Here is a 21,702-nt window from a genome sequence, read left to right as displayed (position 1 = left end):
ACGCTAGGAACACGCCTCCTGTCCCGGAATCTCGCTAGCTGCCCGGCAAGGGTGTACCTAGGTGCAGTGACCGCCGCCGCCCCGGTGACGCAGACTGAGAGCATGCTTCGGAGGTACGGCCAGATCGCGACGCTGCTCGCGCTCGTCCTCGTCCAGGTGCCCCTGATCGCCCTGACGGCTGTCATGCTGCTCCTGACCTTCGCGCTGGGCATGGTCTTCCTGTTCCCGCCGCAGGTGATGATGGTCAGGCGGCTCGCGGAGCACAACCGGCGGCTGGTGTCGCGCTGGTCCGGCATCGAGGTCGAGCCCCCCTACGTACCCCCGCCCCCGCCTCCGGTCCCGCAGGCCGACGGGATGTACCGGTCGGAGCGCACGCTCTACAAGACGCCCCGCATGCCGGCCTGGAACAACCGGTGGAAGTGGCTGATCAGCGACCCGGCGACCTGGCGGGACGAGGCCTGGCTGCTGCTCGACCCGGTGGTGAAGGTGGCGCTGGCGCCGCTGTTCCTGGTGATCCCCGAGCGCGGCCTGCGCGTGTACGGCCTCTGGAGCGACCTGCTGCTCGGCGCGACCGCGGCCAGCCGCCTGGCCGGCCAGGTGATCCAGCTCAGGCGCACCCGCAGCCTGGCCACCGACTCCCAGGCGGCCGAGATGCGCAGGATCGAACGCGACCTGCACGACGGCACGCAGGCCAGGCTCGTGGCGATCGGCATGACGCTCGGCGCGGTCGAGCAGCTCGTCGACACCAACCCGGAGGCGGCCAAGGCCCTGCTCGCCAAGGCCAGGGACGCCTCCTCGGAGACGCTCACGGAGCTGCGCCGGGTCATCCGCGGCATCCACCCGCCGGTGCTGGCCGAGCGCGGCCTCGCCGACGCCGTCCGGGCGCTGGCCATGGACAGCCCGCTGCAGGTGACCGTGGACGTCGACCTGCCGCACCGGCCGGAGGCGCCCGTGGAGGCGGCGGTGTACTTCGCGGTCAGCGAGCTGCTGTCCAACGCCGCCCGGCACGGGGGCGCGTCCAAGGCGGTCGTGGACATCAGCTCCAACGGCTCCGACCTGCGCGTCACGGTCTCCGACGACGGCCTCGGCGGCGCCGACCCGGCCAGGGGCAGCGGCCTGGCCGGGATCGAACGGCGGCTGGCCGCCTTCGACGGCCTGATGGCCCTGAACAGCCCGCCGGGCGGCCCCACCACCGTGACCATGCAGCTGCCGCGCGTGCTTCCCGTGCACTGGACGAGCACCCTGCCGAACCTGCCGCGCTGGAAGGCGGCCACGGTCGTCCTCTTCTGGGCCACGGCCTGGTGCCCCACTTTCCCGCAGGGAATCGTGCCCGCCATTTTCAAGATCATCGGATTTGACGAGAAGTCCTGGTTCCTGGCCCTGCACCTCCCCGAGGTCTGGCAGTGGCCGGTGATCCTTGGCATGATCTCGCTCGGCGTCATCATGTACGTGATGGCCCACCGCATTCCGACCATGCACGACCGCGACAGCCTCATGGCGGAGGGAACCCTCGTGAAGCCCTGGTGCCGATGAACCGCGTACTGATCGCCGAGGACCTCTACCTGCTCAGGGACGGCCTGGTCCACCTCCTCCAGGCCCACGGGTTCACGGTCGTGGCGGCCGTGGAGAGCGGGCCCGAGCTGCTGAAGGGGCTGCTGGAGCTGCGCCCGGACGTCTCGATCGTGGACGTGCGGCTGCCGCCCACGTTCACCGACGAGGGCCTGCAGGCCGCGCTCGCGGCCAGGAAGCAGCTGCCGGGGCTGCCCGTCCTCGTGCTGTCCCAGCACGTCGAGCAGCTGTACGCCCGCGAGCTGCTGGCCGACGGCTCGGGCGCGATCGGCTACCTGCTGAAGGACCGCGTCTTCAACGCCGAGCAGTTCATCGACGCCGTACGCAGGGTGGCCCAGGGCGGCACGGCCATGGACCCGGAGGTCATCGCCAAACTGCTGGCCAGCAACGCCAGGCACGAGCCGCTGGCCGAGCTCACGCCGCGCGAGCGCGAGGTGCTGGAGGCCATGGCCGAGGGCCGCTCCAACGCCGCGATCTCGCAGCGCCTCTACCTCAGCGAGAGCGCTGTGGCCAAGCACACGGCCGCCATCTTCGCCAAGCTGGGTCTCGTCCCGTCCGACGACGACAACCGGCGCGTACTGGCCGTTCTCGCCTACCTCAACAGCCGTTAGCCTGCTTCGAAGCGCCCTGACTTGTCGGTGGTACCGGCTATTTTCATAGAGGCACGGCGCGACGAAGAGGTGGTATCAGGTGAAAATCCGGGTTAACCGCGATGTTCTGGCAGATGCGGTGGCATGGGCTGCCCGAATGCTGCCCAGCCGTCCCGTGGTGCCCGTCCTGGCCGGGCTGCTGCTCGAGGCGGGCGAGGAGCTGACGCTGTCCGCGTTCGACTACGACGTCTCGGCGCGGGCCGCGATCGACGCCGACGTGGCCGAGGAGGGGCGCGTGCTGATCCCCGGCCGGTTGCTGGCCGAGATCAGCCGGAGCCTGCCCGGCGACGACGTGGAGATCGTCACCGAGGGCCCCGAGGCTGTGCTGACCTGCGGGAGCGCCGAGTTCGGGCTGATCACGATGCCGGTCGAGGACTTCCCGACCCTGCCCACGATGCCGCCGAGCATCGGTGCCATCGGTGGGGGCGTGTTCGCCTCGGCCGTCGGCCAGGTCGCGCCGGCGGCCAGCCGCGACGACACGCTGCCGATGCTCACCGGCATCAGGGTCGACATCGAGGGCGAGTCGGTGGCCATGGCGGCGACCGACCGCTACCGCATCGCGGCCCGCGACTTCACCTGGCGCCCGGCTGTCCCCGACGCCGCCGTCTCCGCCATGGTCCCGGCGCGGGTCCTGGTCGAGGTGGCCAAGTCGCTGCGCGGCGGCGAGGTCTCGATCGCGATGGGCGACGGGGTGGCCGGGTTCGAGAGCGTCGGGCGCAGCACCACCGTGCGGCTGCTCGACGAGCAGTTCATCGACTACCGCGCCAGGCTGACCTCCGACTGGTCGATCAGGGCCGACGTGGCCGTGGCGCCGTTCGTCGGCGCGATCAAGCGGGTGGCCCTGGTGGCCGAGCGCAACACCGCGATCCGGCTGTCGTTCAGCCAGGGTCAGGTGCTGATCCAGGCCGGCGGCGGCGACGTCGGGCGCGGAGCCGAGGTGGTGGAGTGCGAGCTGCGCGGTGACGACATCCAGATCGCCTTCCAGTCGCAGTTCCTGCTCGACGGGCTGACGGGCATCGAGACCGAGCTGGCCCGGATCAACCTTGAGTCGCCCACCAGGCCCGCCCTCATCCAGGACGTGCCGGGCGACGCCCAGCCCGCCTTCCGCTACCTGGTCATGTCGCTGCGCCAGACCTGAGCCCTATGCGCCGGTCCCCGTCTGGCGCTCGGCGACCAGCCGGAACACCCGCTTGAACTCCGCGTACGCCTGCTCGCCCACGGCCCGCGCGTGGGCCGCCTCCATGTCGGCGAGGATGACGTCCGACTTGGCCATGTGGTCGAGCCCCTTCTCGGTGGGCACGATCAGCTTGGCGCGCCGGTCGGCCGGATCGGGCTGCCGCTCCACGTAGCCGAGCTCGACCAGCTCGTCCACCAGCGTCCCGATCACCTGCTTGTGCTGGCCCGACTGCGCGGCCAGGTCCGTGGCCCGGCTGCCCTCCTCGTCCAGGTAGGCCAGCACCGCGCCGTGCCGGGGCCGCAGCCGGGGGTGCCCCTGCTCGGCCAGCTCGGCGAACAACTCCCGCTGCAGGCTGAAAAGTGTCCGCCCGGACAGCACGCCGAGATCGGGATCCTGCTGCTTGCGCTGGCTCCTGCGCACCACGCACTCTCCACATGGTCACTAATCTTGATTGTCACTAATTCTTACTATAATGTCCGTGGTATGACGACGACAGTGGAACTCACCAGATTCCGGGTGGCCCCTGACCGCGCCGGCGAGCTGCTCGCGGCGCGGGCCGGGATGATCGCTGACTTCGAGGCCGACAGGGCCGGGTTCCTGGGGGCCAAGCTGGTCCGCGTGTCCGATGACGAGTGGCTGGACATCGTGGAGTGGCGATCGAGCGCCGACTTCGCCGACTCTCGCGCGAAGGGCGGCAACCTGCCCGGCATCCGGGCCTTCTTCGACCTGATCGACGAGCTTGTCTCCAGCGAGGAGGGGACCAGCCAGTGACCGGCGGTGCGGCCGAGCCGTGCTGAGGTCACCGGGTGCGCGACCCGGCCCTGCACGGCGCGCCGGGGGAGGGCCCGCACCCTCACGGGAGGGACCGGAGGGTCAGGCGTCGGTGAGCGCGATGAGGATGTGCTCCATGCAGGCGTGCCCCGCCCGCTCGGCCGCCGCCGCGTCGCCGGCCGCGATGGCCCGCGCGATCGCGTCGTGCGGGATGTAACTCTTGTTGAGCGATGTCCCGGCGGCCGTGATGCTGGCCCGCAGCGCCGCCGAGAAGTCCTCGTACAGGTCGATCAGCACCAGGTTGTGCGTGGCGTGCGCGACGGCCATGTGGAAGGCCAGGTCGGCCTCGACGAAGAAGTCGGGGTCGTCCAGCTCCCAGGCGCGGTCGCGCTCGGCCAGCGCCGCCTCGATCCGCCGGATGTCCTCGTCGGTACGCCGGGTGGCGGCCAGCCGCGCGGACTCGACCTCCAGCGCACGGCGTACCTCAAGGATCTCGAGCTGCTCCGCCTGGCGCAGCCGCCGCAGCATCGCGCCGGACAGCTCGCTGGTCGCCCGGACGTAAGTGCCGTCCCCCTGACGGCACTCGAGCAGCCCCGCGTGCGTGAGCGCGCGTACGGCCTCACGAACCGTGTTGCGACCCACCCCGAGTTGCTCGGCGAGCACCGTCTAGGTGGGGATCTTGCCGTTCATCTGCCACGACCCTGAGGTGATCTGCTCCTTGAGCTGATCGATCACCTGGTCGACGAGCGAAGCCCGCTGAGCCGTACGCAGACTCACAGTCCGCCTCCTCCGGGAAACCAATCATCCTATGAGTCAATGACTGGTCGACCCTAATTATTCCAGACTCAAAAAGCCAAATCTGGAGCTCCCGGAGGATCAGCGAGACACTGTGGCGTCAATCGTCACCCCTGCCATGGCGGAGCGAACTCCGGCAGCTTCGAGGGCTTTACGATATGCGGCTGTCTGCGGTGCTCTCGCCTCGACCCTGCCGTAGAGGTCGCCCAGCTCGCGCCAGCAGCGGGCGGCCTGCCGGTCGGATCCGAACACCGGCCGGTCGAGCGTCTGGAGCAGCTCGTGCGCCTCTCGCAGGTGCGTCGCGGCGTCGCCGCCCTGGTCGAGTGCGACGGTCGCCAGCACGAGGTGAGCCTCGGCGGGAGTCGTGCCAGAACGGTCGTGCGCGAGCCCCAGAGCCACCACGGCCAGCTCGCCCGCGCCCGCCGGGTCACCGGCGCGCAGCTTGACCCGCGCGTGGACGATGAGGCTCTCACCGTGCTCGCGCGTGGTGGCGGGGAACACGGCGAACGCCTTGACGGCCGCCGAGACGAGCCCCTCGGCCTCGCCGATCGGCGCCGTGGACAACCTGGACCAGTGCATGGCGGCGCGTGCCAGCTGCAGCGCCAGCCGGGTCTCCCGGCCCGCCATGATCGCGTCGTCGGCCAGGCGCACGGCCAGGGCCGAGTCCTCGCCCGCCGCCGCCGCGGCGCTCGCGTGCCACAGCGCCCGGATCTCTCCGGAACGGTCCACAACTTCAGGTACGCCAGTGGCGTCCAGCACCCGCTTGGCGTAGGTCAGCTCGGGGGAGTCGGTCTCCTGCTCGCTGCGCGCCTCGACCAGCACGGCGGCCAGGTCGGTGGCGAGCTCGCCCTGCGTGATGGACAGCCGCTCGGCCTGCGACAGCGCGGCGGCGGCCAGGTCGCGGGCCCGCAGGCGGTCGCCGGCCCGCTGGTAGCAGCGGCTCAGCGCGATGGTGAGCGGCAGGTCGGCCAGCCGCTCGGGGTGGGCGGCCGCCTCGCGGCGCAGGCGCTCGAACGCCTCCACCGCCTGACCCAACCGGCCCTGGGCCTCCAGCGAGCGCGCCCGGCCGAACCGCGCCTGCGCGGTCAGCATGGCGTTCTCCTCGTCGGCCGCCTTCACGATCTCCGTGAAGCGGTCGGCGGCGACGGCCGGGTCGCCGTGCTGCAGCTCGAGCTCGGCGTGCCGCAGCCCGAGCTCGGTGTCGATGCGCTGCCGAGGCTCGATCCCGTGAAGGAGGAACTCGGTCGTGCATCCCAGCCGCTCGGCCAGCAGCCGGGCCACCACAGGAGTCGGCGTGCGCTTACCCGACTCAATGAGCGAGACATAACTGTCAGACAGGTCGGGTCCGGCCAGCTGGGCCTGAGACATCCGCCTGTTCAGCCGCAGTCCTCGGACGCGGTCACCGATGGTTCCCTGACTCGGCATCTCATCTCTCAAGGCGGGGAAGGGTCAACAACACGCAATGATTGCATGAAGTAGCCGAATCTGGTATCCCCGCGTGAAGAATTTGCCACGCGGAGATTAATCGTCGCTGTCGTCCTTGCCTGGGAAAAGCATCTGGCAGACCTCGAGGTACAAGGTCTCCGGATACGGAATGTACTCGACCGTTGACAGAGCCTGATCCTGACCGGCCGACTCGAGGATGAACTCGCCGTAACCGAGCATGCGCCCGAGCAGCGATCTTTGGAAGCTCATGTCGGTGACCTTGCCCAAGGGCATCATCGCGACCTTGCGCGTGATGAGCCCCGTGGTCAGCAACATACGCTTCGAAGTCACCACAAAGTAATCGACCGACCACTCCGCGACTTTCCATACAAAACGGATCAGAAGCAGGAGCCACAGCCACCACACGACGACGAGCGCCGTGCCGCCGGCCTCGCCGCCGCCGAAGAACCTGCTGAGCAGTCCGGCGATGATCAGGCCGCCGAGCACCTCGGCGACGGGGCGCAGCAGAATCGCGGGATGCCGCCGCACCATGATGACCTGTTGCTCGTGGGGGAGGAGGTAGCGGTTGACCGACGATGGAGCTGAGTCCCCGTGGGTCACAAGTCTCATGAGAGGCTGTTCACAAATTGAGCCAGCGAGTCGGCCGCGTTGAACACCGTGTCGAACGCCCCTCTCACCGCGTCTGCGGCATCAGTTGGTCGCGCGAACAGGTAGTACGCAACAAATGCGATACCACCGTATGTGAGGACCTTTTTGACCTGCACCGTCGCCTCCGTGCCACTTACCCACTCCACCCGCCGTATACATTACCCACCTCGATGCCGGGGTAAAGGTAACTTGGCCGGTTAGTTCTGATCTTGCTTAGCCGCGTTCGCTGGCCACCAGAGCCAGCACGTGAAGGTGCTTGCGCGCGATGCGCTCAACAAGGCTCGGATGGGCGTAGCCGGTGACCTCCAGCGCGCCGTAGTGCGCCGCCTCCACGCAGCGCGTTACGGTGGTCGCGGAGTGGACACCGGCGAATTCGTCGCACAGCACCGTCTCCACGTCCGCGTACGGAGTCGGATCCGCCTCGGTGTGATCGCTCATCGTGCTCCCCCACGCGCATGCGGAAGTTGCCTTCCATCTCTTCGTACCCACCCAACCACAGTATGTAACGAAGTGATGACTACGCGTGACGGGAACGGTACTTTTCAGACCACGCCGTAGAGCCGGTCGCCCGCGTCGCCGAGGCCCGGCACAATGTAGCCGCTCTCGTTGAGCCGCTCGTCGAGCGCCGCGGTGACCACGCGGATCGGCTTGCCGGAGTTGGCGAACACCTTGTCCATGTGGGCCAGCCCCTCGGGCGCGGCCAGCAGGCACAGGGCCGTGACGTCGACGGCGCCCCGCTCGAAGAGGAACTGCACGGCCGCCGCCAGCGTGCCGCCGGTGGCCAGCATCGGGTCCACCACGTAGCACTGCCGGCCCGACAGGTCGTCGGGCAGCCGCGTGGCGTACGTCTCGGCCTGGAGCGTGGACTCGTTGCGGATCATGCCGAGGAACCCGACCTCGGCCGTCGGCAGCAGCCGCATCATGCCGTCGAGCATGCCGAGCCCCGCCCGCAGGATGGGCACGACCAGCGGCACGGGCTTGGCCAGGCGGATGCCGCGGGCCGGGGAGACCGGCGTCTCGACGGTGACCTCGGTGACCCGCACGTCGCGCGTGGCCTCGTACGCGAGCAGCGTCACCAGCTCGTCGGCGAGCCTGCGGAAGGTCGGCGAGTCGGTGCGGACATCGCGCAGCGTGGTGAGCTTGTGGGCCACGAGCGGATGATCGACGACGAGGGTCTCCATGGGACACCACGCTATCTCCTGGCGTACGCTGCCGCAGCCGTCGCCACCTGCGGCGAACGCAGGCGGCGGGGTAGGTCGCGGCGGGTGCCGATGGAACGTGACACAGGGTCACCGTGATCTCACATCTCTGGTTTTGATCACAATTTGGCCCGAGAGGCACACGCCCAGTGGCCGGTTCTGGAACGATTGGGTGCTGGTGATATCTGTCGTGTCAGAGGTCGGGTGGGGATGGCGATGACAGACGAAGACGCTCTCGACTTCGCCATCGTGGTTTATCGCGAGGACGAATGCTGGCAGGCCGAGCTCCTGCCGGTCACGCTCACATCAGACCTGCAGGGGCTCATCCATGCCCTGAAACAGCAGCCGAGCGAGAGCGGCACGATCGGGCTGGTCGCGGTCGGCGACGAGTTCTTCGTGGCGCTGCGGGTGCTGGGCGACCGGGTGGACGTGTTCCTGTCCGACATCGCCGCCTCGTGGGACTTCCCGCTGGCGCGCCAGGTCCTCCACTACCTCGACGTGCCCGTGCCGGACGAGGAGGAGCTCGACGAGATCCTCCAGGACGAGGAGACCGTGCTGCCGGCGGGCGATCTGTCGATCTTCGCTGATCTCGGGTTGGACGAGATGGAGCTGGGCATCCTCTCCGGCGACATTGATCTGCTGCCCGAAGATGTGTTGTCCAGCATCGCCGCGCGGCTCGGCTTCTCCGAGCCGTTCGAGCGTGCCATCGAATCGGTCTTCGGCTGACCCCCCTGGAGCGCGGACATGGCGTCCAACACCTTCTCTGCGGCTTTTGTCAGGACCTCCGACGGCTGGAGCGGTGCCGAGGTCGATCTCGGGGGCGCCGAGATCGTCGACGACTTCGGTGACGCGGTCACCGAGGCGCTGGGGCTCACCGGCGACGAGCTGGCCCTGTTGTGCGTCGAGGTCGAGGACGAATGGTTCGCCATCGCCCGATACCGGGGCGAGGACGAGCCGAGGGTGTTCCTCTCCGACGTGCACGCGGTCCTGGCCGACAGCCTCGGCGAGCTGTTCGCCGAGTTCGCCGGCGTGGCCCCCGACAAGGAGGGCAACGGACTCGGCGTGCGCCCGGCCGGCGACTTCGAGCTGCTCAGCGACCTGGGTGTGAGCTCCGAGGAGCTGCTGGAGCTCAGCATGGAAGAGGGCCTGCCCGCCGACATCCTGTCGGTGATCGCCGAGCGGCTGTCGTTCGCCGACGAGCTCGACCGGCTGCGGTGACGCATCCCGCCTCCCGGGGCTCGCGGTGACTCCCGAGGACGCCATGCGCCTGGCCCTGGCCGAGGCCGTCACGGCCGGCGCCAGGGGCGAGATCCCCGTCGGCGCGGTCGTGCTCGACCCGCTCGGCGAGGTGCTGTCCGCGGCGGGCAACGACCGCGAGTCGGCGGCCGACCCGACCGCCCACGCCGAGGTGCTCGCCCTGCGGCGGGCCGCCGCGCTGCGCGGGCAGTGGCGGCTGAGCGGCTGCACGCTCGTGGTGACGCTGGAGCCCTGCACGATGTGCGCCGGGGCCGCCGTGCTGGCCAGGGTGGAGCGGATCGTGTACGGCGCCACGGACGAGAAGGGCGGGGCCGTGGGGTCGCTGTGGGACGTCGTACGCGATCGCCGGCTCAACCATCGGCCCGAGGTCGTCATGGGTGTGCTCGCCGAGGAGTGCGGCGACGTACTAAAGCGGTTCTTCGCCACTCGCAGGATCCGGTAAGCTCGTGCGCGGTGGTGTCGCCTAGTGGCCGAGGGCGCACGCCTCGAAAGCGTGTGATGGGGCAACTCATCCGTGGGTTCAAATCCCACCACCACCGCCATCCGCCGAAGGGCCTCCGAGATCTCGGGGGCCCTTTCGCATGCCCGGGGTGCGGGCTGACAACCGTAACCGTATTCGCCGGGCATTCTCCGGAACGATGTTGAAAACCGTCCCCGGCATAAGAAAAAGGGGGAGCCGTGATGCGCCGGCTCCCCCTTTTTCCTTTCTCAGTTGGGCAGCTCCAGGACCCTGGCGTGCAGGATCGATCGTTGGTGCAGTGCGGCCCGCAACGCGCGGTGCAGGCCGTCCTCCAGATAGAGCTCGCCCTGCCACTGCACCACGTGCGGGAAAAGGTCCCCGTAGAAGGTGGAGTCGGCGGCGAGCAGCGAGTGCAGGTCCAGCATGGCCTTCGTGGTGATCAACGAGTCGAGCCGGACCTGCCGTGGAGGGATCTGCGCCCACTCTCGGTGCGTCAGACCGTGTTCGGGATAAGGGCGTCCGTCGCCGACAAGCTTGAAGATCACCCCCCTGATTTTAGGAGAGAATCCGATTCCTCGCGCTGTCCGGCGCCGGTCAGCGCAGTTCACCGAGATCGCAGTCGGCGGGCGAACCCTTTTCGTAACCGCGCTGGAAGGCGTTGACGCGTTGCTCGGAGCTGCCGTGGGTGAACGATTCAGGATCGATTCTGCCGGTGGTGCGTTCCTGGATTCTGTCGTCGCCCACCGCCGCCGCGGCGTCCAGGGCCTCGGAGATTTCCGCCCGGGTGAAGGGCTTGTCGTAGAAGCCGGTCCTGGTCGCGTTCTGCGCCCAGACTCCCGCGTAGCAGTCGGCCTGGAGCTCGATGGGGACGGAGCTGCCCTGGTCGAGGGTGCCGAGCAGGTTCTGGACGTGGTGGCCGTACTCGTGGGCGATCACGTACGCCTGGGCGAAGGGGCCGCCCCTGGCGCCGAACTCGGTGTGGAGCTGGTCGAAGAAGCTCAGGTCGAGGTACACGCGCTGGTCGCCGGGGCAGTAGAACGGGCCGGCGGCCGAGCTGGCGGAGCCGCAGCCGGTACGTAAGCGGCCCGAGTACAGGACGGTCTTGGCCACCCGATATTCGGAAATTTCCTGCTTCCAGTAGTCCTGGATGCTGTTCACCACGCCCACCACCCGGCACTTCTCGGACTGGTCGGCGTCCTTGCCCGTCTGGCACTGCTCGGAGAGGTTGGACGGGGGCTGCCGCTGGGCGGGCTCGCCGCCACCGCCCACGTTGTTCAGGACGAACACCAGCACGAGCGCGATCAGGCTGACGATCCCGCCGCCACCGATGATCATCCCGCCGGGGAGGCCGGAGAAGCCGCCGCCACCGCCGCTGCCTCCGGCGTCCTCCACCTGCGAGGGGTCGAGATCGACCTGGTCCCTGAAGTCCATGCTGACGTCCCTTCTGGGCGCTGCCCGCAGGACAACTTCCCCGAATTTCCCAAAGGAGACGGGACCGCCGGCTAGATCCCTCCGGAGAACGTGTCGCACTTCAGGGGATCGCCGCTGTCGTAGCCGACGCTGAACCACTTCTCCCGCTGCTGGGAGGTGCCGTGCGTGAAGGCGTCGGGAGTGACGCGGCCCTGCGAGCGCCGCTGGATGCTGTCGTCGCCGACCGCCGCGGCCGCGCTGAGCGCCTGGTCGATGTCGGTCTGGGAGAACGGCTCCTGGTAGAAGCCGGTCTTGACCGCGTTCTGCGCCCAGACCCCGGCATAGCAGTCGGCCTGGAGCTCGAGGCGGACCGAGGGGCTGTCGGCGCCGGGGCGGTTGTCGCGGCCGACCCGGTTCATGGTGCCGAGCAGGTTCTGGACGTGGTGGCCGTACTCGTGGGCGATCACGTACGCCTGCGCGAACGGCCCGCCCTCGGCCCCGAAGTCGCGCTGGAGCGTGTCGAAGAACGTCAGGTCCAGGTAGACCTTGCGATCGGCCGGGCAGTAGAACGGGCCCACCGCCGAGTCGGCCGCGCCGCAGCCGGTGTTGACGGCCCGGGTGAACAGCACGGTCTTGGCCGGCGTGTACGTCTTGCGCCCGCGATCCTCGAACGCCTGCCGCCAGTAGGACTGGATGCTGTTCACCGTGCCGACGACGCGGCAGTCCTCCGACTGGTCGGCGTCGGCGCCGGTCTTGCAGCGTTCGGCGAGGTTGCCGCCGGGGGAGAGCGGGGGAGGGGCGCTCGGCTGCCGCCCGCCGCCCTGCCGGCCGCCCTCGTCGCCGGTGAAGGGTGTGGGCACGATCCCGAACACGAACATCGCCCCCACGGCCAGGACCAGCAGCAGGCAGCCGCCGCCCCGGCCGCCGATGGGCAGCATGCAGCCGCCCGGCATCCCGCCGAAGCCGCCGCCACCGCCGCCGCCCGGGCGCGGACCGGAGGCTCGCACGTCCTCGACCTGCGACGGGTCGAGTGGCTTGTCGTCGTCGAACTGCATGTGTCCCCCCGACGCAGTTCTCCCCCGTAGCGGATCGAATACGCACCGCAATCGGTTGGCACATGATTTTTTCGGATTTGTCAGATAATCTGCCGATATGACGGCTGGATTGATCGGAGTTGCACTGGTTTCGCTGGGCATGGTTCTCACGCCCGGGCCGAACATGATCTATCTGGTCTCACGTTCGATCACGCAGGGACGCCGCTCCGGGCTGATCTCGCTGGCGGGCGTCTTCCTCGGCTTCACCGTCTATCTCACCGCGACCTGTCTCGGGCTGACGGCGGTCTTCGCGTACGTGCCGGCCGCGTACACGGCTCTCAAGCTGGCCGGCGCCGCGTACCTGCTCTGGATGGCCTGGAACACGATCAAGCCCGGCGGCATGTCCGCCTTCCAGCCGCGCGAGCTCCCTGTGGAGGGTCCCGGCAAGCTGTTCTCGATGGGCCTGCTGACCTGTCTGCTGAACCCGAAGATCGCGATCATGTACCTGTCGCTGCTCCCGCAGTTCATCGACCCGGCGATGGGCGACGTGCTGCTGCAGAGCCTCGCGCTCGGCTCGGTCCAGATCGCCGTCGGCACCCTGGTCAACGCCATGTTCGTGCTCACGGCGGCCGGCCTGGCCGCCTTCCTGGCCCGCCGGCCGATCTGGATGCGCGTGCAGCGCTACGTCACCGGCACGATCCTCGGCATCTTCGCCGTCAACATGGCGACCGACCGCTCCAAGGCCCTGGTCAGCGCCTGAACGGACGGCCCCGGGGAACTCCCGGGGACCGTCCACCGGTTCACCGGTCGAACCACATCGCGGACGAAGACCTGCACAACTGCGCGAACACGACCCCGGCCAGCACCACGCCGAGCACGTTGCCGAAGCTGGCACCGTCGGTGAGCTGCCACACGCCCAGCAGGACGAGCAGGAACTCGACGACCAGCCCGAAAGTGCGTACCCAGCCACGCCGGGACGGCATCCGCATCGCCAGGTACCCGATCAGCAGGATCGTCGCCAGCGGGACGGCGAGCGCGGCCAGCAAGGCCCCGCCCACGGCGCCCACCGGGGCGCTCCCCAGCAGTATGAACAGCAGGAACAGGCCCACCAGCCCCAAGACGGCCTGGACCCACATGCAGGTCCTGGCCACGGACACGGACTGGGGCATCGCCTCGACGCTGTAAGGCTCGGACATTGCGAGCCTCCCGATTCAGAGGCAGCGATTGACGCGCCGAGCATAGGGTCGCCCCGCATGGTCATGTACGCGATAGGCCGAAAAGCCGAAGTGGCATGACATGGCGGCGGGCTTTCCGAAGCGCTCGCCCCCGCCACCCGCGCCGAGCCCGTCCCCTGCGTCCACGACGACGATGAGCGGAGTGCCGGCTCAGGTCAGTCCCATAGGGCCGACGCCGTAGGCCACGACGTCCACTCGGTACGGCGCGACGCGATGCGTGGATCAGAGATGGTTCCTGACGGGCTCGGGGGTGTCGGGGACCGGCTGGGAAAGGAGGGCCGCCGCCTCGCCCGGGGTGAGGAGCCGGGCTTCGCGCAGGAGGCGGACGGATTCTTCCCACTGCTTGCGCGCTTCGCCGTGCCGTCCGAGGTCGTGCAGGGCGGTGCCGAGCCACCAACGTGACACGGCCTCTCCGAGACGGTATCCCGACTCCTGGAGCAGCCGCACGGCCACCGTGTAGCTCTCCACCGCCTCGACCAGACGGCCGGCGTGGCGGTAGATGTCGCCCAGTGAGTCGTGTGCCGTACCCACACCGACGTGGTTGCCCCCCTGTGACCACAACTCCATCGCCTCGCGTGCTTCTTCGATCGCCTCGTCGAAGCGTCCCTGCCGGTAATAGACGTGAGCCCGGTTGGTAAGAAGTGCGGCCGTGGCCCCCGGGCGCCCGGCGTCAGCGTTGAGCGTCAAGGCAGCTTCGAAGTAGGGGAGCGCGTGGTCGAGACGGCCCTCGATCGTGTGGATGACACCGAGGTGGTTGAGCACCGCCACCTTCCTTCGGGGCAGGCCCGCGCGATCCCAGTCCGCGAGAGCGAGCTCCCCTTGCCTGGTCGCGGCCTCGTAGCGGCCCTGGTCGCGATGGGCCCAGGTGAGGAAGGCGCGGAGCTGGGCCTTGTCCTCCCATGCCGCGATGCGGTCGGCCACCTCGATGGCGCGCGCGTAGATGTCGGCCAGTTGCGTGTGCCAGCCCTGGTAGCAGAAGGGCCAGTGGAGTCCGATGACCAGGCCGACGGCAGTTGCCGGGTCGGCGCCCGCCAACGCCTGTTGCGCGGCCGCGAGCAGGTTCTCCCGCTCGGCCTCGACCCACCGTCCCACCTCTGCCGCGTCTTTGAAGGTGGCATCGGGCACCTCGATGGGTGGCCGCGGCACGGTGTCGCGGTTGAGGATCGGGGTCGCCATATAGAGGGCGGCCAGGTAGTGATGGAGCGCGCGGCGGATCGCGGCGGCGCGCTCCTCTTCGGCGAGGTCCTCGTGTGCCCGCTCCCGGGCGTAGAGGCCGACCAGGTCGTGGAACTGGTACCGGTGAGGGCCGGCGGGTTCGAGCAGGCGGGCGTCCAGCAGGTGTTCCAGGGCGGCCTCGGCGCGGTGTTCCGGCCAGCCGGTGAGGGCCGCCGTGGCGACGGGCGTGTGCGTGGGCAGGTCGAGCAGGCCGAGCAGGGTGAGCAGGCGGGCCGCGTCCCCGCCGGTGGGCTCGTCGTGCAGGTGCTGGTGGCTGACCGCGATGCCGGCGCGTACGGCCTGGTCGCCGTACTCCAGTGTGTCCAGGCGGCGGGTGGCGTCGGCGAGCCGTGCCGCGAGGTCGGCCAGGGTGCCGTCGGGGCGGGCGGCCAGCCGGGCGCCGACGATGCGCAGGGCGAGGGGGAAACCACCGCAGAGCCGTACGATCTCCTCGGCTGCCTCCGGCTCGGCCCGCACCCGGTCGAGCCCGGCGACACGGCTGAGCAGCGCGTCGGCGTCGGCGTCGGCGAGCGCGCCGAGGTGCAGGTGCCGTGCGTTGTCGAGGCTGGTGAGCGGCTCGCGGCTGGTGACGATGACCCGGCAGCCGTGACCCGCGGGGATGATCGGGCGGACCTGGCGCACGTCGCGCGCATTGTCGAGGATCACCAGCAGGTTGCACGTCGCGGTGAGTGACCGGTAGCGGGCTGCCGCCTCGTCGGGATCCGCGGGCACGGCGGTGCCGTCGAGACCCAGCGAGCGAAGCAGGTGGCGCAGCGCTTCGATGGGCGTCAGCGGGGCCCGCCCGGCAGTGGATCCGTGCAGGTTGACGTAGACGACGCCGTCGGTGAAGCGGCCAGCGACGGCGTGGGCGACGTGGACGGCCAGCGCGGACTTGCCGATCCCGCCGGGACCGTCGATCACGGTGACAGGGGGTCCGCCGTCCGTGCCGAGCGCGGCACGCAGCCGCTCCACCTCGAGGGCTCGGGCGGTGAACACCAGGGTGTCGGCGGGAAACTCGGCGGGAACGATCGGCTCACCCACCGAGATCTCCTGCTTCGGGGTACGCAGGTCCAGCACGGGATCCTTGACGAGCACGGCCTGATGGAGGCGGCGCAGCTCCGCACCGGGCTCGAGGCCGAGCTCCTCGACCATGATCCGGCGTGTGCGCTGGTAGACGGCCAGCGCTTCCGATATCCGCGAGGATCGGTAGAGGGCGAGCATGAGCTGGGCCGCGGACCGCTCGCGCAGCGGGTGGGACTCGACGTGCGCGGCCAGTTCGGCGGCCGCTGCGTGGTGGTCTCCGGCGGCCAGGCGCAGGTCGAGGTGGTCCTCGAAGACGGTCAGCCGTTCCTCCTCCAGCCGGGTCGCCTCGACCCTGGCCCAGAGGGCGGTCACCCCGGCGAGCGCGGGGCCGCGCCACAGGCCCAGCGCCTGGCGGAACGACGCGTCGGCGGCGGCCGTCGCCCCCTGCGCGCGGGCGGTGCGAGCCCGTCTGGCCAGGCGGTCGAACAGGTGGGCGTCAATGCGGTCACGATCGAGGGCGAGCCGATAGCCGCCGGGCACGGTCTGGATGATCTCCGCACCTCCGTGCGGGACGAGCGTCTCGCGCAGCTTGGAGATCACGATGTGGAGCTGCTTGGCCGCGGTGACCGCCGGGCTCTGCCCCCACACGTCGGAGAGGAGCCGGTCGGCGTGCACGGCCTGCCCGGTGTCGAGCGCGAGCCTGGCCAGCACCCCGATCCGCCGATGCCCGGCGATCATGACCGCCCCGGCGTCACCGGCGATCTCCCACGGACCGAGAAACCTGATCTCCAGACCCATGAGGGGCGCCCCCCGTTCCGTCAACGAAGGTCGAAGTGTAGCGATATGAACCGGCATGTCGCCGGTATGTTCACACGCTGTTCCAGGGGCGTGGACGCGCGTGGCATGCGCCGCACCCGGTGGGTACACCCCGGGTCCCTGTCCCGGGGGTCAAGCTCCCGATGGAGCGGGGGCTCGTCCGGCCGGCCGTCGTGACGGGGACGGGCCCCCGGCGGGGCTCCAGGGGCGACGAGGATCCGACCAGTTCCCTCCGCTTCGTATGAACGAGCGGGTCTGTAGTCACGGCGGGTTGGCCGGCGTCGGAGACCGGCGGCACCGTGGAGTCACCACTGAAGGCCGGAGGAGATCTCGCCGGAGGGGTTGGTTCTGGAGATCTTCTCCGCGGCGGAGGCGGAAGAGGCTGTCGCGGCGCCGAGGCCGAGCGCGATCAGGCCGGCTGCGGCCACGACGGCGAGCTTCTTGAGCAGTCTGACGTGTGTCACGAGACCTCCCGGGCGATACGAAGATGGAGGCGTGATCGTATTGGACCCATAGATCGCGACACAATCCTCCCTATCAGGCTGGGGTACGAGCCTATGTACGGCAGGAATATGACGGTGTCAGGTGAACACCCGACAAGCTTCGCCTCCCCGATGAGCGCGGCATTCCTGCGGCGATGAACGACTTGCAGATCGCCTTCACCTGGAGGCCCGATCCCGCCCGTGTGGCCGGCGAGTCACCTGTAAGGCACCTGTAAGCCCGCACGTCTAGACATGCACATGTGAAGCAAAACGCCGGAAGCCCGGACGAAGGCGGCGTTTTACCGAAAAACATCACAAATAGTTCGATCATCCATTTCAATGCCGACTTCCTTGAAGGAGGGCAGCGCTCCTAGTGACGCTGGAGATCAGATTCCTCGGCCCGTGGCAGGTACTGGCCGGTGACGAGCCGGTCCGGCTCGCCGGGCATCGACGAATCGGTGTGCTGGCCAGACTCGCCCTGGACACAGGGCAGGCCGTACACGCCGAACGGATCCTCACCGACATCTGGGGAGACGGCTCCACGGCGACCGCGACCAAACAGCTCCACATCGTGGTCTCCAAGATCCGGGAAACCCTCGGACCGCACACCACCGAAGAGATCATCCAGACCGTGCCCGGTGGCTACCGGCTCGCGCTCGAACCCGACCACGTCGACGCCCACCTGTTCACCCGCCTGGTCAAACGCGCCCGCACCGCCCAGTCACAGGGGGCCAGGGAGGCCGCGGACGCCCTGTTCCGCACAGCCCTGCAGCTGTGGCGAGGCGAGCCGCTGGCCGGACTGACCGCCCCGTGGGCGCGCATCGAGGCCACCCGGCTGGAAGAGGAACACCGCACCGTCCTGGAGGACCACGCCGATCTGCGCCTGGCCGCCGGCGACCACCACGCGGTGGCCGCCGACCTGGCCGCCCACGTGCGGGCCCACCCGCTGCGCGAGCGCCCGGCCGCCCAGCTCATGCTCGCCCTGCACCGGGCCGGCCGCCCGTCCGAAGCGCTGGCCGTCTACCAGCAAACCCGCCGGATCATGGTCTCCGAGCTCGGCGTCGAACCCGGCGCCGAACTCCGCCGACTGCACCAGGCCGTGCTGGTCAAGGACCCCGTCCTGGACCTGACCAGCCCGGCCCAGCAGGTCGCGGTCGGCGGACCGTACATCCCTGCCGAACTGCCCGCCGACACCCACGCCTTCACCGCCCGCGCCACCGAGATCCACAGCCTGCGCAACGCACTCGGCCCCGACGGACCCACCCACGGACCTGCCGTCACCGTGATCGACGGACCCGGCGGCATCGGCAAATCCGCGCTGGCCGTCCATGTCGCGCACGCCATGGCCACCCGGTTCTCCGACGGCGTCATCTACGTCAACCTGCACGGCGCCACCCCCGGACTCGACCCGCTGACCCCGGCCGAAGCCCTGCGCCACCTGCTGCGCTCCCTCGGCCTGGACGGGGCCGCCGTGCCCGCCGACCCGGGTGAGGCCGCCGCCCGCTACCGCTCGCTGACCGCGACCTGCAACCTGCTGGTCATCCTGGACAACGCCCGCGACGTCCGCCAGATCCGCCCGCTCATCCCCGCGGGACCCGGCTGCCGGGTCCTGATCACCTGCCGGAACCCGCTGGCCACCCTGGACAACGCCCGCCACCTCCACCTGGGCAACCTGAACGCCGCCGACGCCGCCGCGTTGCTGTCCCGTCTGGCCGGACCCGACCGGGTACGCGCCGAACCGGAGGCGGCCGAGCGGATCGTCCGCCTGTGCGGCGGCTTCCCCCTCGCCCTGCGGATCGCCGGCGCCCGGCTGGCCGCCCGCCCCGACTGGACCCTGTCCGACCTGGAAGCGCGGCTGGCCGACGCCACCCGCCGCCTGGACGTGCTGGAGTACGCCGACCTGGCCGTCCGCGCCAGCATCGCGGTCAGCCACCACCACCTCCGGGAAGAACCCGCCGGCCGTGACGCCGCCCACGTCCTGCCCCTGCTCGGCCTGCTCGGCCTGCCCACCCACACCCCCGCCGCCACCGCCGCCCTGACCGGCTGGCCCCTCCACCGCGCCGAAGCCGCCCTGGAACGCCTCCAGGACGCCCGCCTCCTTGAGGCCGCCGGACCCGACCGCTACCAGTTCCACGACCTGGTCGGCCTGTACGCCCGCGAACGCGCAAACCAGGACCTGCCGGAGGAGGAACGCACCACCGCCGTACGCCGGGCGCTGCACCACTACCTGACCACCCTGTGGATGGCGAGCACCACGATCAACAGCGATCCCGTACTGCGATGCCCCGTCGAGTTGCCCGACAGCACCTTCAAGGATCTGGCGGAGGCGGAACGCTGGGTCCAGGACGAGCGGGAGAACCTGCTCGCCGCCGCGCATCAGGCGCTGGACGGCCCCGACCCGGTGACCGCCATCGGCCTGGCCATCGGACTCCACTGGCCCTTCTGCTACCAGGGCTGGCACACGCAACTGGCCGACATCTACACGCGCGCCATCGAGGTGGCCGACCGCACCGCGGCATGGGAGGACAAGGCCCAGCTCCGCAGCTTCCTCGGTTGGGTCCACCGGGACCAGGGCCGCTATGACGCCGCGATCGCGCATCTGAAGACGGCTCTCACCGACTGGGACCGTGCCGGCCTGCCTCGGCGGAAGGCCGGTGTGCTCAACAACCTCGGTGTCATCAACACGATCGCGGGCCGTCTCGACGAGGCACTCGGCTACTTGGAGTCCGCGTTGGAGCTCAACGACGACGCCGAACGCCCCGGGGCCACGGCCACGATCCGCAACAACCGGGTGCATGTCCACTACCGTCAGGGACGCTTCGACGAGGCCATCGCGGAGGCACGCCAGTTGGTGGGGCTGGGGCCGAAGGCGGGCCCGCTCGCCGATGCGGGCATCGCACAAGGATCGCTGGGCGACGCCTACCGTCATGCCGGCCGGCTGACCGAGGCGGTGGACAGCTACACGACCGCCGTGCGGTTGCTCCGCGAGTCGGGATACCGCCTGAAGGAAGCCGTGTCCCGATGGTGGTTCGGCACCACGCTGCACGACCTCGGACGGCACGGCGAAGCACGGCAACAGTGGGAGGAGTCCATCCGCCTCCTGCGCGACGCCCGCCTGCTCACGCCGGGGGAGGCCGCCGAAATCCTCGCCCGGCCCGTGCCGGAAACACCCCAGCCGATCAGGAACATGCTCTGACCCTCCCGGCACGTCATGGCGGGCCGGCTTCAGCGGTCGACGTCGCCGTCATCATTCAGGGAGCCGTCATCGTTCAGGGAGCCGTCATCGTTCAGGGACAGGAGGGACAGCCGTTCGGCCCCTGGGGCAGTGAGGACGCTCAGAGCCAGAGGTACAGGCCGTGACCGGCTCGTACGACCGGGTCCAGCCAGTCGAAGAACTCCTCCACCCATGTGTCTCGCGGGGGTTCCTCCAGGGCCGGCGACGGCTGCGGGTTGCGTTTGAAAGCGCCCGGCACCGTACGGCTGAACTCGCGCGCGGCCTGATCCAGCAGCACGCCGTGCCTCCTCACCGCCTCATGGTGCTCCTGCTGTCCGGGCGTCGGCCTGTCGTCGTCCGTCGCGCGCGGCGGCGGGCCGGGGGCGGGCACGACGGGTGCGGGCGGCAGAGCGAACACGCGACGGCGGGCCTCGATGAAGGCGGGTTCGCGGGTCCAGGCGTTCGTGCGGTCCACGGTGGCCCGAGCCGTGGCGAGGAGATGAGCCTGGGTTTCGGCGAGCAGGTGGCTCGTGTCCCATGTGCGCAGCCGGTCGCGGTAGTGGCGGAACCCGCCGGCAGTCCTCTCGGCATACCAGTGTCGCCATCTGACCGACCACTCTGCCAGCTCGTCGGGGAGGAACGTCGCCCAGGCCGCCTGCCGCCACTCGGGCGGGAAGAGGGGGTTGGCGCCGACGACGGAGACACGGCGGGGGTTGTCCATATCGAGGACCAGCAGCGAGCGCAGCCGCTCGTCGATGTCCCGCCACCGCGCGAGGATCGTTTCGTGGTCGATCTCTTCCGGCGGGCTCGTCTCTTCAGGAGGGTCCGTGCGGAGTGTGTGACCGAGTGCGTGGGCCAGGCGTGCGTGGGCGCGTGCCAGTCGTACGAGCTCGCCGGGATCCCTCCGCGCGACATCGCGTACGGCCGCGGGCGCCCAATCCGTACCCACGGCCCGTCAGCGTAGCTGACGAGCATCGCCTCGATGCAGAGGAAGACGGACGGCGGCGATCTCTGCCAGGTGGCGCCGGCGGTTCGGTCGGCGGACCGCGGCCAGAAGCTGTCCGAGAAGCTGTCCGAGAAGCTCGGAGCTTCCTCTCGAAGGATCTCGAACGGACCTTCCGTCGCGCTCCCGTCCGATCGATCGAGCGGACGGGAGCTTTGTCGTTGTGGTGGACGGAGCGGCGACTCGCTCAGTACCCGCTGCGGCGGTGGGGCGGCGGGAGGGATTGGTCCGGCCCGTGGGCTTGAGGTCGCGCGCCGGGTGTTCGACCCGGTGCGGGGATCGGGCCTGGCGGTTGGTC

Annotated in this window: 23 protein-coding genes and 1 tRNA gene; 10 read left to right on the top strand and 14 right to left on the bottom strand. The window is 69.8% G+C overall.

Annotation, left to right across the window (positions count from 1 at the left end; genetic code table 11):
* Window positions 1–102 precede the first annotated feature (102 nt).
* From ACTWPW_RS16290 to dnaN, 3 genes are all read left to right on the top strand, one after another.
* The gene (locus tag ACTWPW_RS16290) at window positions 103–1,533 is read left to right on the top strand and encodes a sensor histidine kinase (protein ID WP_443169160.1); all 1,431 of its coding nucleotides are present in this window, start codon (window positions 103–105) and stop codon (window positions 1,531–1,533) included.
* Window positions 1,530–2,180, top strand: a complete 651-nt coding sequence (locus ACTWPW_RS16285) for a response regulator transcription factor (protein WP_375110477.1) — start codon at window positions 1,530–1,532, stop codon at window positions 2,178–2,180. The genes ACTWPW_RS16290 and ACTWPW_RS16285 overlap by 4 nt, the downstream gene beginning before the upstream one ends.
* Before the next feature lie 79 nt (window positions 2,181–2,259).
* The gene (gene dnaN / locus ACTWPW_RS16280) at window positions 2,260–3,357 is read left to right on the top strand and encodes a DNA polymerase III subunit beta (protein ID WP_375110478.1); all 1,098 of its coding nucleotides are present in this window, start codon (window positions 2,260–2,262) and stop codon (window positions 3,355–3,357) included.
* A 3-nt stretch (window positions 3,358–3,360) separates the two neighbouring features.
* Here the strand turns inward: dnaN and ACTWPW_RS16275 are convergent, their stop codons facing one another.
* Window positions 3,361–3,819 carry a MarR family winged helix-turn-helix transcriptional regulator gene (locus ACTWPW_RS16275; protein WP_375110479.1) on the bottom strand — a complete coding sequence of 153 codons (459 nt, stop codon included), beginning with the start codon at window positions 3,817–3,819 and terminating at the stop codon, window positions 3,361–3,363.
* Between the two features lie 60 nt (window positions 3,820–3,879).
* On the opposite strand from ACTWPW_RS16275, the gene ACTWPW_RS16270 reads away from it, so the two are divergent.
* Window positions 3,880–4,167: an antibiotic biosynthesis monooxygenase family protein gene (locus ACTWPW_RS16270; RefSeq protein ID WP_375110481.1), complete on the top strand. Its 288-nt coding sequence runs from the start codon at window positions 3,880–3,882 to the stop codon at window positions 4,165–4,167.
* Window positions 4,168–4,269: 102 nt separating this feature from the next.
* On the opposite strand, the gene ACTWPW_RS16265 is transcribed toward ACTWPW_RS16270, so the two are convergent.
* The 6 genes from ACTWPW_RS16265 to upp form a co-directional block, all read right to left on the bottom strand.
* Window positions 4,270–4,830, bottom strand: coding sequence for a FadR/GntR family transcriptional regulator (locus ACTWPW_RS16265; protein WP_443169159.1), 561 nt, complete (start codon window positions 4,828–4,830; stop codon window positions 4,270–4,272).
* A gap of 213 nt (window positions 4,831–5,043) precedes the next feature.
* Complete coding sequence (locus ACTWPW_RS16260) at window positions 5,044–6,387, bottom strand: helix-turn-helix domain-containing protein (RefSeq protein WP_375110483.1); 1,344 nt, start codon at window positions 6,385–6,387, stop codon at window positions 5,044–5,046.
* Between the two features lie 96 nt (window positions 6,388–6,483).
* Complete coding sequence (locus ACTWPW_RS16255; protein ID WP_360652319.1) at window positions 6,484–7,017, bottom strand: PH domain-containing protein; 534 nt, start codon at window positions 7,015–7,017, stop codon at window positions 6,484–6,486.
* Window positions 7,014–7,172, bottom strand: coding sequence for a hypothetical protein (locus tag ACTWPW_RS16250; RefSeq protein WP_364111685.1), 159 nt, complete (start codon window positions 7,170–7,172; stop codon window positions 7,014–7,016). The genes ACTWPW_RS16255 and ACTWPW_RS16250 overlap by 4 nt, the downstream gene beginning before the upstream one ends.
* Before the next feature lie 97 nt (window positions 7,173–7,269).
* Window positions 7,270–7,494: a hypothetical protein gene (locus tag ACTWPW_RS16245; RefSeq protein ID WP_043615032.1), complete on the bottom strand. Its 225-nt coding sequence runs from the start codon at window positions 7,492–7,494 to the stop codon at window positions 7,270–7,272.
* 104 nt (window positions 7,495–7,598) lie between these two features.
* Complete coding sequence (gene upp, locus ACTWPW_RS16240) at window positions 7,599–8,237, bottom strand: uracil phosphoribosyltransferase (RefSeq protein ID WP_364111688.1); 639 nt, start codon at window positions 8,235–8,237, stop codon at window positions 7,599–7,601.
* A 228-nt stretch (window positions 8,238–8,465) separates the two neighbouring features.
* Between upp and ACTWPW_RS16235 the strand changes: the two genes are divergently transcribed.
* The 4 genes from ACTWPW_RS16235 (at window position 8,466) to ACTWPW_RS16220 (ending at window position 10,054) form a co-directional block, all read left to right on the top strand.
* A complete protein-coding gene (locus ACTWPW_RS16235; protein WP_443169158.1) occupies window positions 8,466–8,981 on the top strand; it encodes a tRNA adenosine deaminase-associated protein in 516 nt (171 codons plus the stop codon).
* A gap of 18 nt (window positions 8,982–8,999) precedes the next feature.
* On the top strand, window positions 9,000–9,473 hold the full coding sequence (locus ACTWPW_RS16230) for a tRNA adenosine deaminase-associated protein (RefSeq protein WP_364111692.1): 474 nt from the start codon (window positions 9,000–9,002) through the stop codon (window positions 9,471–9,473).
* 43 nt (window positions 9,474–9,516) lie between these two features.
* Window positions 9,517–9,954 (top strand): nucleoside deaminase, encoded by a 438-nt coding sequence (locus ACTWPW_RS16225; protein ID WP_443169193.1) that lies wholly within the window; start codon window positions 9,517–9,519, stop codon window positions 9,952–9,954.
* 10 nt (window positions 9,955–9,964) lie between these two features.
* Window positions 9,965–10,054, top strand: a tRNA-Ser gene (locus tag ACTWPW_RS16220).
* A 166-nt stretch (window positions 10,055–10,220) separates the two neighbouring features.
* Here the strand turns inward: ACTWPW_RS16220 and ACTWPW_RS16215 are convergent.
* From ACTWPW_RS16215 to ypfJ (ACTWPW_RS16205), 3 genes are all read right to left on the bottom strand, one after another.
* Complete coding sequence (locus tag ACTWPW_RS16215; protein ID WP_195897211.1) at window positions 10,221–10,517, bottom strand: type II toxin-antitoxin system VapB family antitoxin; 297 nt, start codon at window positions 10,515–10,517, stop codon at window positions 10,221–10,223.
* A gap of 49 nt (window positions 10,518–10,566) precedes the next feature.
* The gene (ypfJ, locus tag ACTWPW_RS16210; RefSeq protein ID WP_443169157.1) at window positions 10,567–11,403 is read right to left on the bottom strand and encodes a KPN_02809 family neutral zinc metallopeptidase; all 837 of its coding nucleotides are present in this window, start codon (window positions 11,401–11,403) and stop codon (window positions 10,567–10,569) included.
* 71 nt (window positions 11,404–11,474) lie between these two features.
* The gene (gene ypfJ / locus ACTWPW_RS16205) at window positions 11,475–12,437 is read right to left on the bottom strand and encodes a KPN_02809 family neutral zinc metallopeptidase (protein WP_443169156.1); all 963 of its coding nucleotides are present in this window, start codon (window positions 12,435–12,437) and stop codon (window positions 11,475–11,477) included.
* Window positions 12,438–12,576: 139 nt separating this feature from the next.
* On the opposite strand from ypfJ (ACTWPW_RS16205), the gene ACTWPW_RS16200 reads away from it, so the two are divergent.
* Window positions 12,577–13,176, top strand: a complete 600-nt coding sequence (locus ACTWPW_RS16200; protein WP_443169155.1) for a LysE family translocator — start codon at window positions 12,577–12,579, stop codon at window positions 13,174–13,176.
* Between the two features lie 40 nt (window positions 13,177–13,216).
* Here the strand turns inward: ACTWPW_RS16200 and ACTWPW_RS16195 are convergent, their stop codons facing one another.
* The 3 genes from ACTWPW_RS16195 to ACTWPW_RS16185 all read right to left on the bottom strand — a co-directional run bounded on the left by ACTWPW_RS16195 (window position 13,217) and on the right by ACTWPW_RS16185 (window position 17,169).
* Window positions 13,217–13,612: a hypothetical protein gene (locus tag ACTWPW_RS16195; protein ID WP_375110489.1), complete on the bottom strand. Its 396-nt coding sequence runs from the start codon at window positions 13,610–13,612 to the stop codon at window positions 13,217–13,219.
* 261 nt (window positions 13,613–13,873) lie between these two features.
* Window positions 13,874–16,711, bottom strand: coding sequence for an AfsR/SARP family transcriptional regulator (locus tag ACTWPW_RS16190; protein WP_443169154.1), 2,838 nt, complete (start codon window positions 16,709–16,711; stop codon window positions 13,874–13,876).
* A gap of 299 nt (window positions 16,712–17,010) precedes the next feature.
* Complete coding sequence (locus ACTWPW_RS16185; protein ID WP_375110491.1) at window positions 17,011–17,169, bottom strand: hypothetical protein; 159 nt, start codon at window positions 17,167–17,169, stop codon at window positions 17,011–17,013.
* Window positions 17,170–17,560: 391 nt separating this feature from the next.
* On the opposite strand from ACTWPW_RS16185, the gene ACTWPW_RS16180 reads away from it, so the two are divergent.
* The gene (locus ACTWPW_RS16180) at window positions 17,561–20,383 is read left to right on the top strand and encodes a BTAD domain-containing putative transcriptional regulator (RefSeq protein WP_443169153.1); all 2,823 of its coding nucleotides are present in this window, start codon (window positions 17,561–17,563) and stop codon (window positions 20,381–20,383) included.
* A gap of 139 nt (window positions 20,384–20,522) precedes the next feature.
* On the opposite strand, the gene ACTWPW_RS16175 is transcribed toward ACTWPW_RS16180, so the two are convergent.
* Window positions 20,523–21,350: a hypothetical protein gene (locus ACTWPW_RS16175; protein ID WP_443169152.1), complete on the bottom strand. Its 828-nt coding sequence runs from the start codon at window positions 21,348–21,350 to the stop codon at window positions 20,523–20,525.
* Window positions 21,351–21,702 lie beyond the last annotated feature (352 nt).

The organism is Nonomuraea sp. KM90, from assembly GCF_052246675.1.
In the GTDB taxonomy this organism is placed as follows: Bacteria; Actinomycetota; Actinomycetes; order Streptosporangiales; family Streptosporangiaceae; genus Nonomuraea.
Note: the sequence above shows the minus strand (reverse complement) of the source record. Positions and strands in the feature narration are given on the sequence as shown.

What these genes read in the sequence shown, in the direction of transcription:
- ypfJ (WP_443169157.1), bottom strand. Translation starts at nt 11,403, where the DNA reads ATGGACTTCAGGGACCAGGTCGATCTCGACCCCTCGCAGGTGGAGGAC.
- ACTWPW_RS16235 (WP_443169158.1), top strand. Translation starts at nt 8,466, where the DNA reads ATGGCGATGACAGACGAAGACGCTCTCGACTTCGCCATCGTGGTTTAT.
- ACTWPW_RS16195 (WP_375110489.1), bottom strand. Translation starts at nt 13,612, where the DNA reads ATGTCCGAGCCTTACAGCGTCGAGGCGATGCCCCAGTCCGTGTCCGTG.
- ACTWPW_RS16200 (WP_443169155.1), top strand. Translation starts at nt 12,577, where the DNA reads ATGGTTCTCACGCCCGGGCCGAACATGATCTATCTGGTCTCACGTTCG.
- ACTWPW_RS16285 (WP_375110477.1), top strand. Translation starts at nt 1,530, where the DNA reads ATGAACCGCGTACTGATCGCCGAGGACCTCTACCTGCTCAGGGACGGC.
- ypfJ (WP_443169156.1), bottom strand. Translation starts at nt 12,437, where the DNA reads ATGCAGTTCGACGACGACAAGCCACTCGACCCGTCGCAGGTCGAGGAC.
- ACTWPW_RS16230 (WP_364111692.1), top strand. Translation starts at nt 9,000, where the DNA reads ATGGCGTCCAACACCTTCTCTGCGGCTTTTGTCAGGACCTCCGACGGC.
- upp (WP_364111688.1), bottom strand. Translation starts at nt 8,237, where the DNA reads ATGGAGACCCTCGTCGTCGATCATCCGCTCGTGGCCCACAAGCTCACC.
- ACTWPW_RS16290 (WP_443169160.1), top strand. Translation starts at nt 103, where the DNA reads ATGCTTCGGAGGTACGGCCAGATCGCGACGCTGCTCGCGCTCGTCCTC.
- ACTWPW_RS16270 (WP_375110481.1), top strand. Translation starts at nt 3,880, where the DNA reads ATGACGACGACAGTGGAACTCACCAGATTCCGGGTGGCCCCTGACCGC.
- ACTWPW_RS16225 (WP_443169193.1), top strand. Translation starts at nt 9,517, where the DNA reads ATGCGCCTGGCCCTGGCCGAGGCCGTCACGGCCGGCGCCAGGGGCGAG.
- ACTWPW_RS16260 (WP_375110483.1), bottom strand. Translation starts at nt 6,387, where the DNA reads ATGCCGAGTCAGGGAACCATCGGTGACCGCGTCCGAGGACTGCGGCTG.
- ACTWPW_RS16245 (WP_043615032.1), bottom strand. Translation starts at nt 7,494, where the DNA reads ATGAGCGATCACACCGAGGCGGATCCGACTCCGTACGCGGACGTGGAG.
- ACTWPW_RS16255 (WP_360652319.1), bottom strand. Translation starts at nt 7,017, where the DNA reads ATGAGACTTGTGACCCACGGGGACTCAGCTCCATCGTCGGTCAACCGC.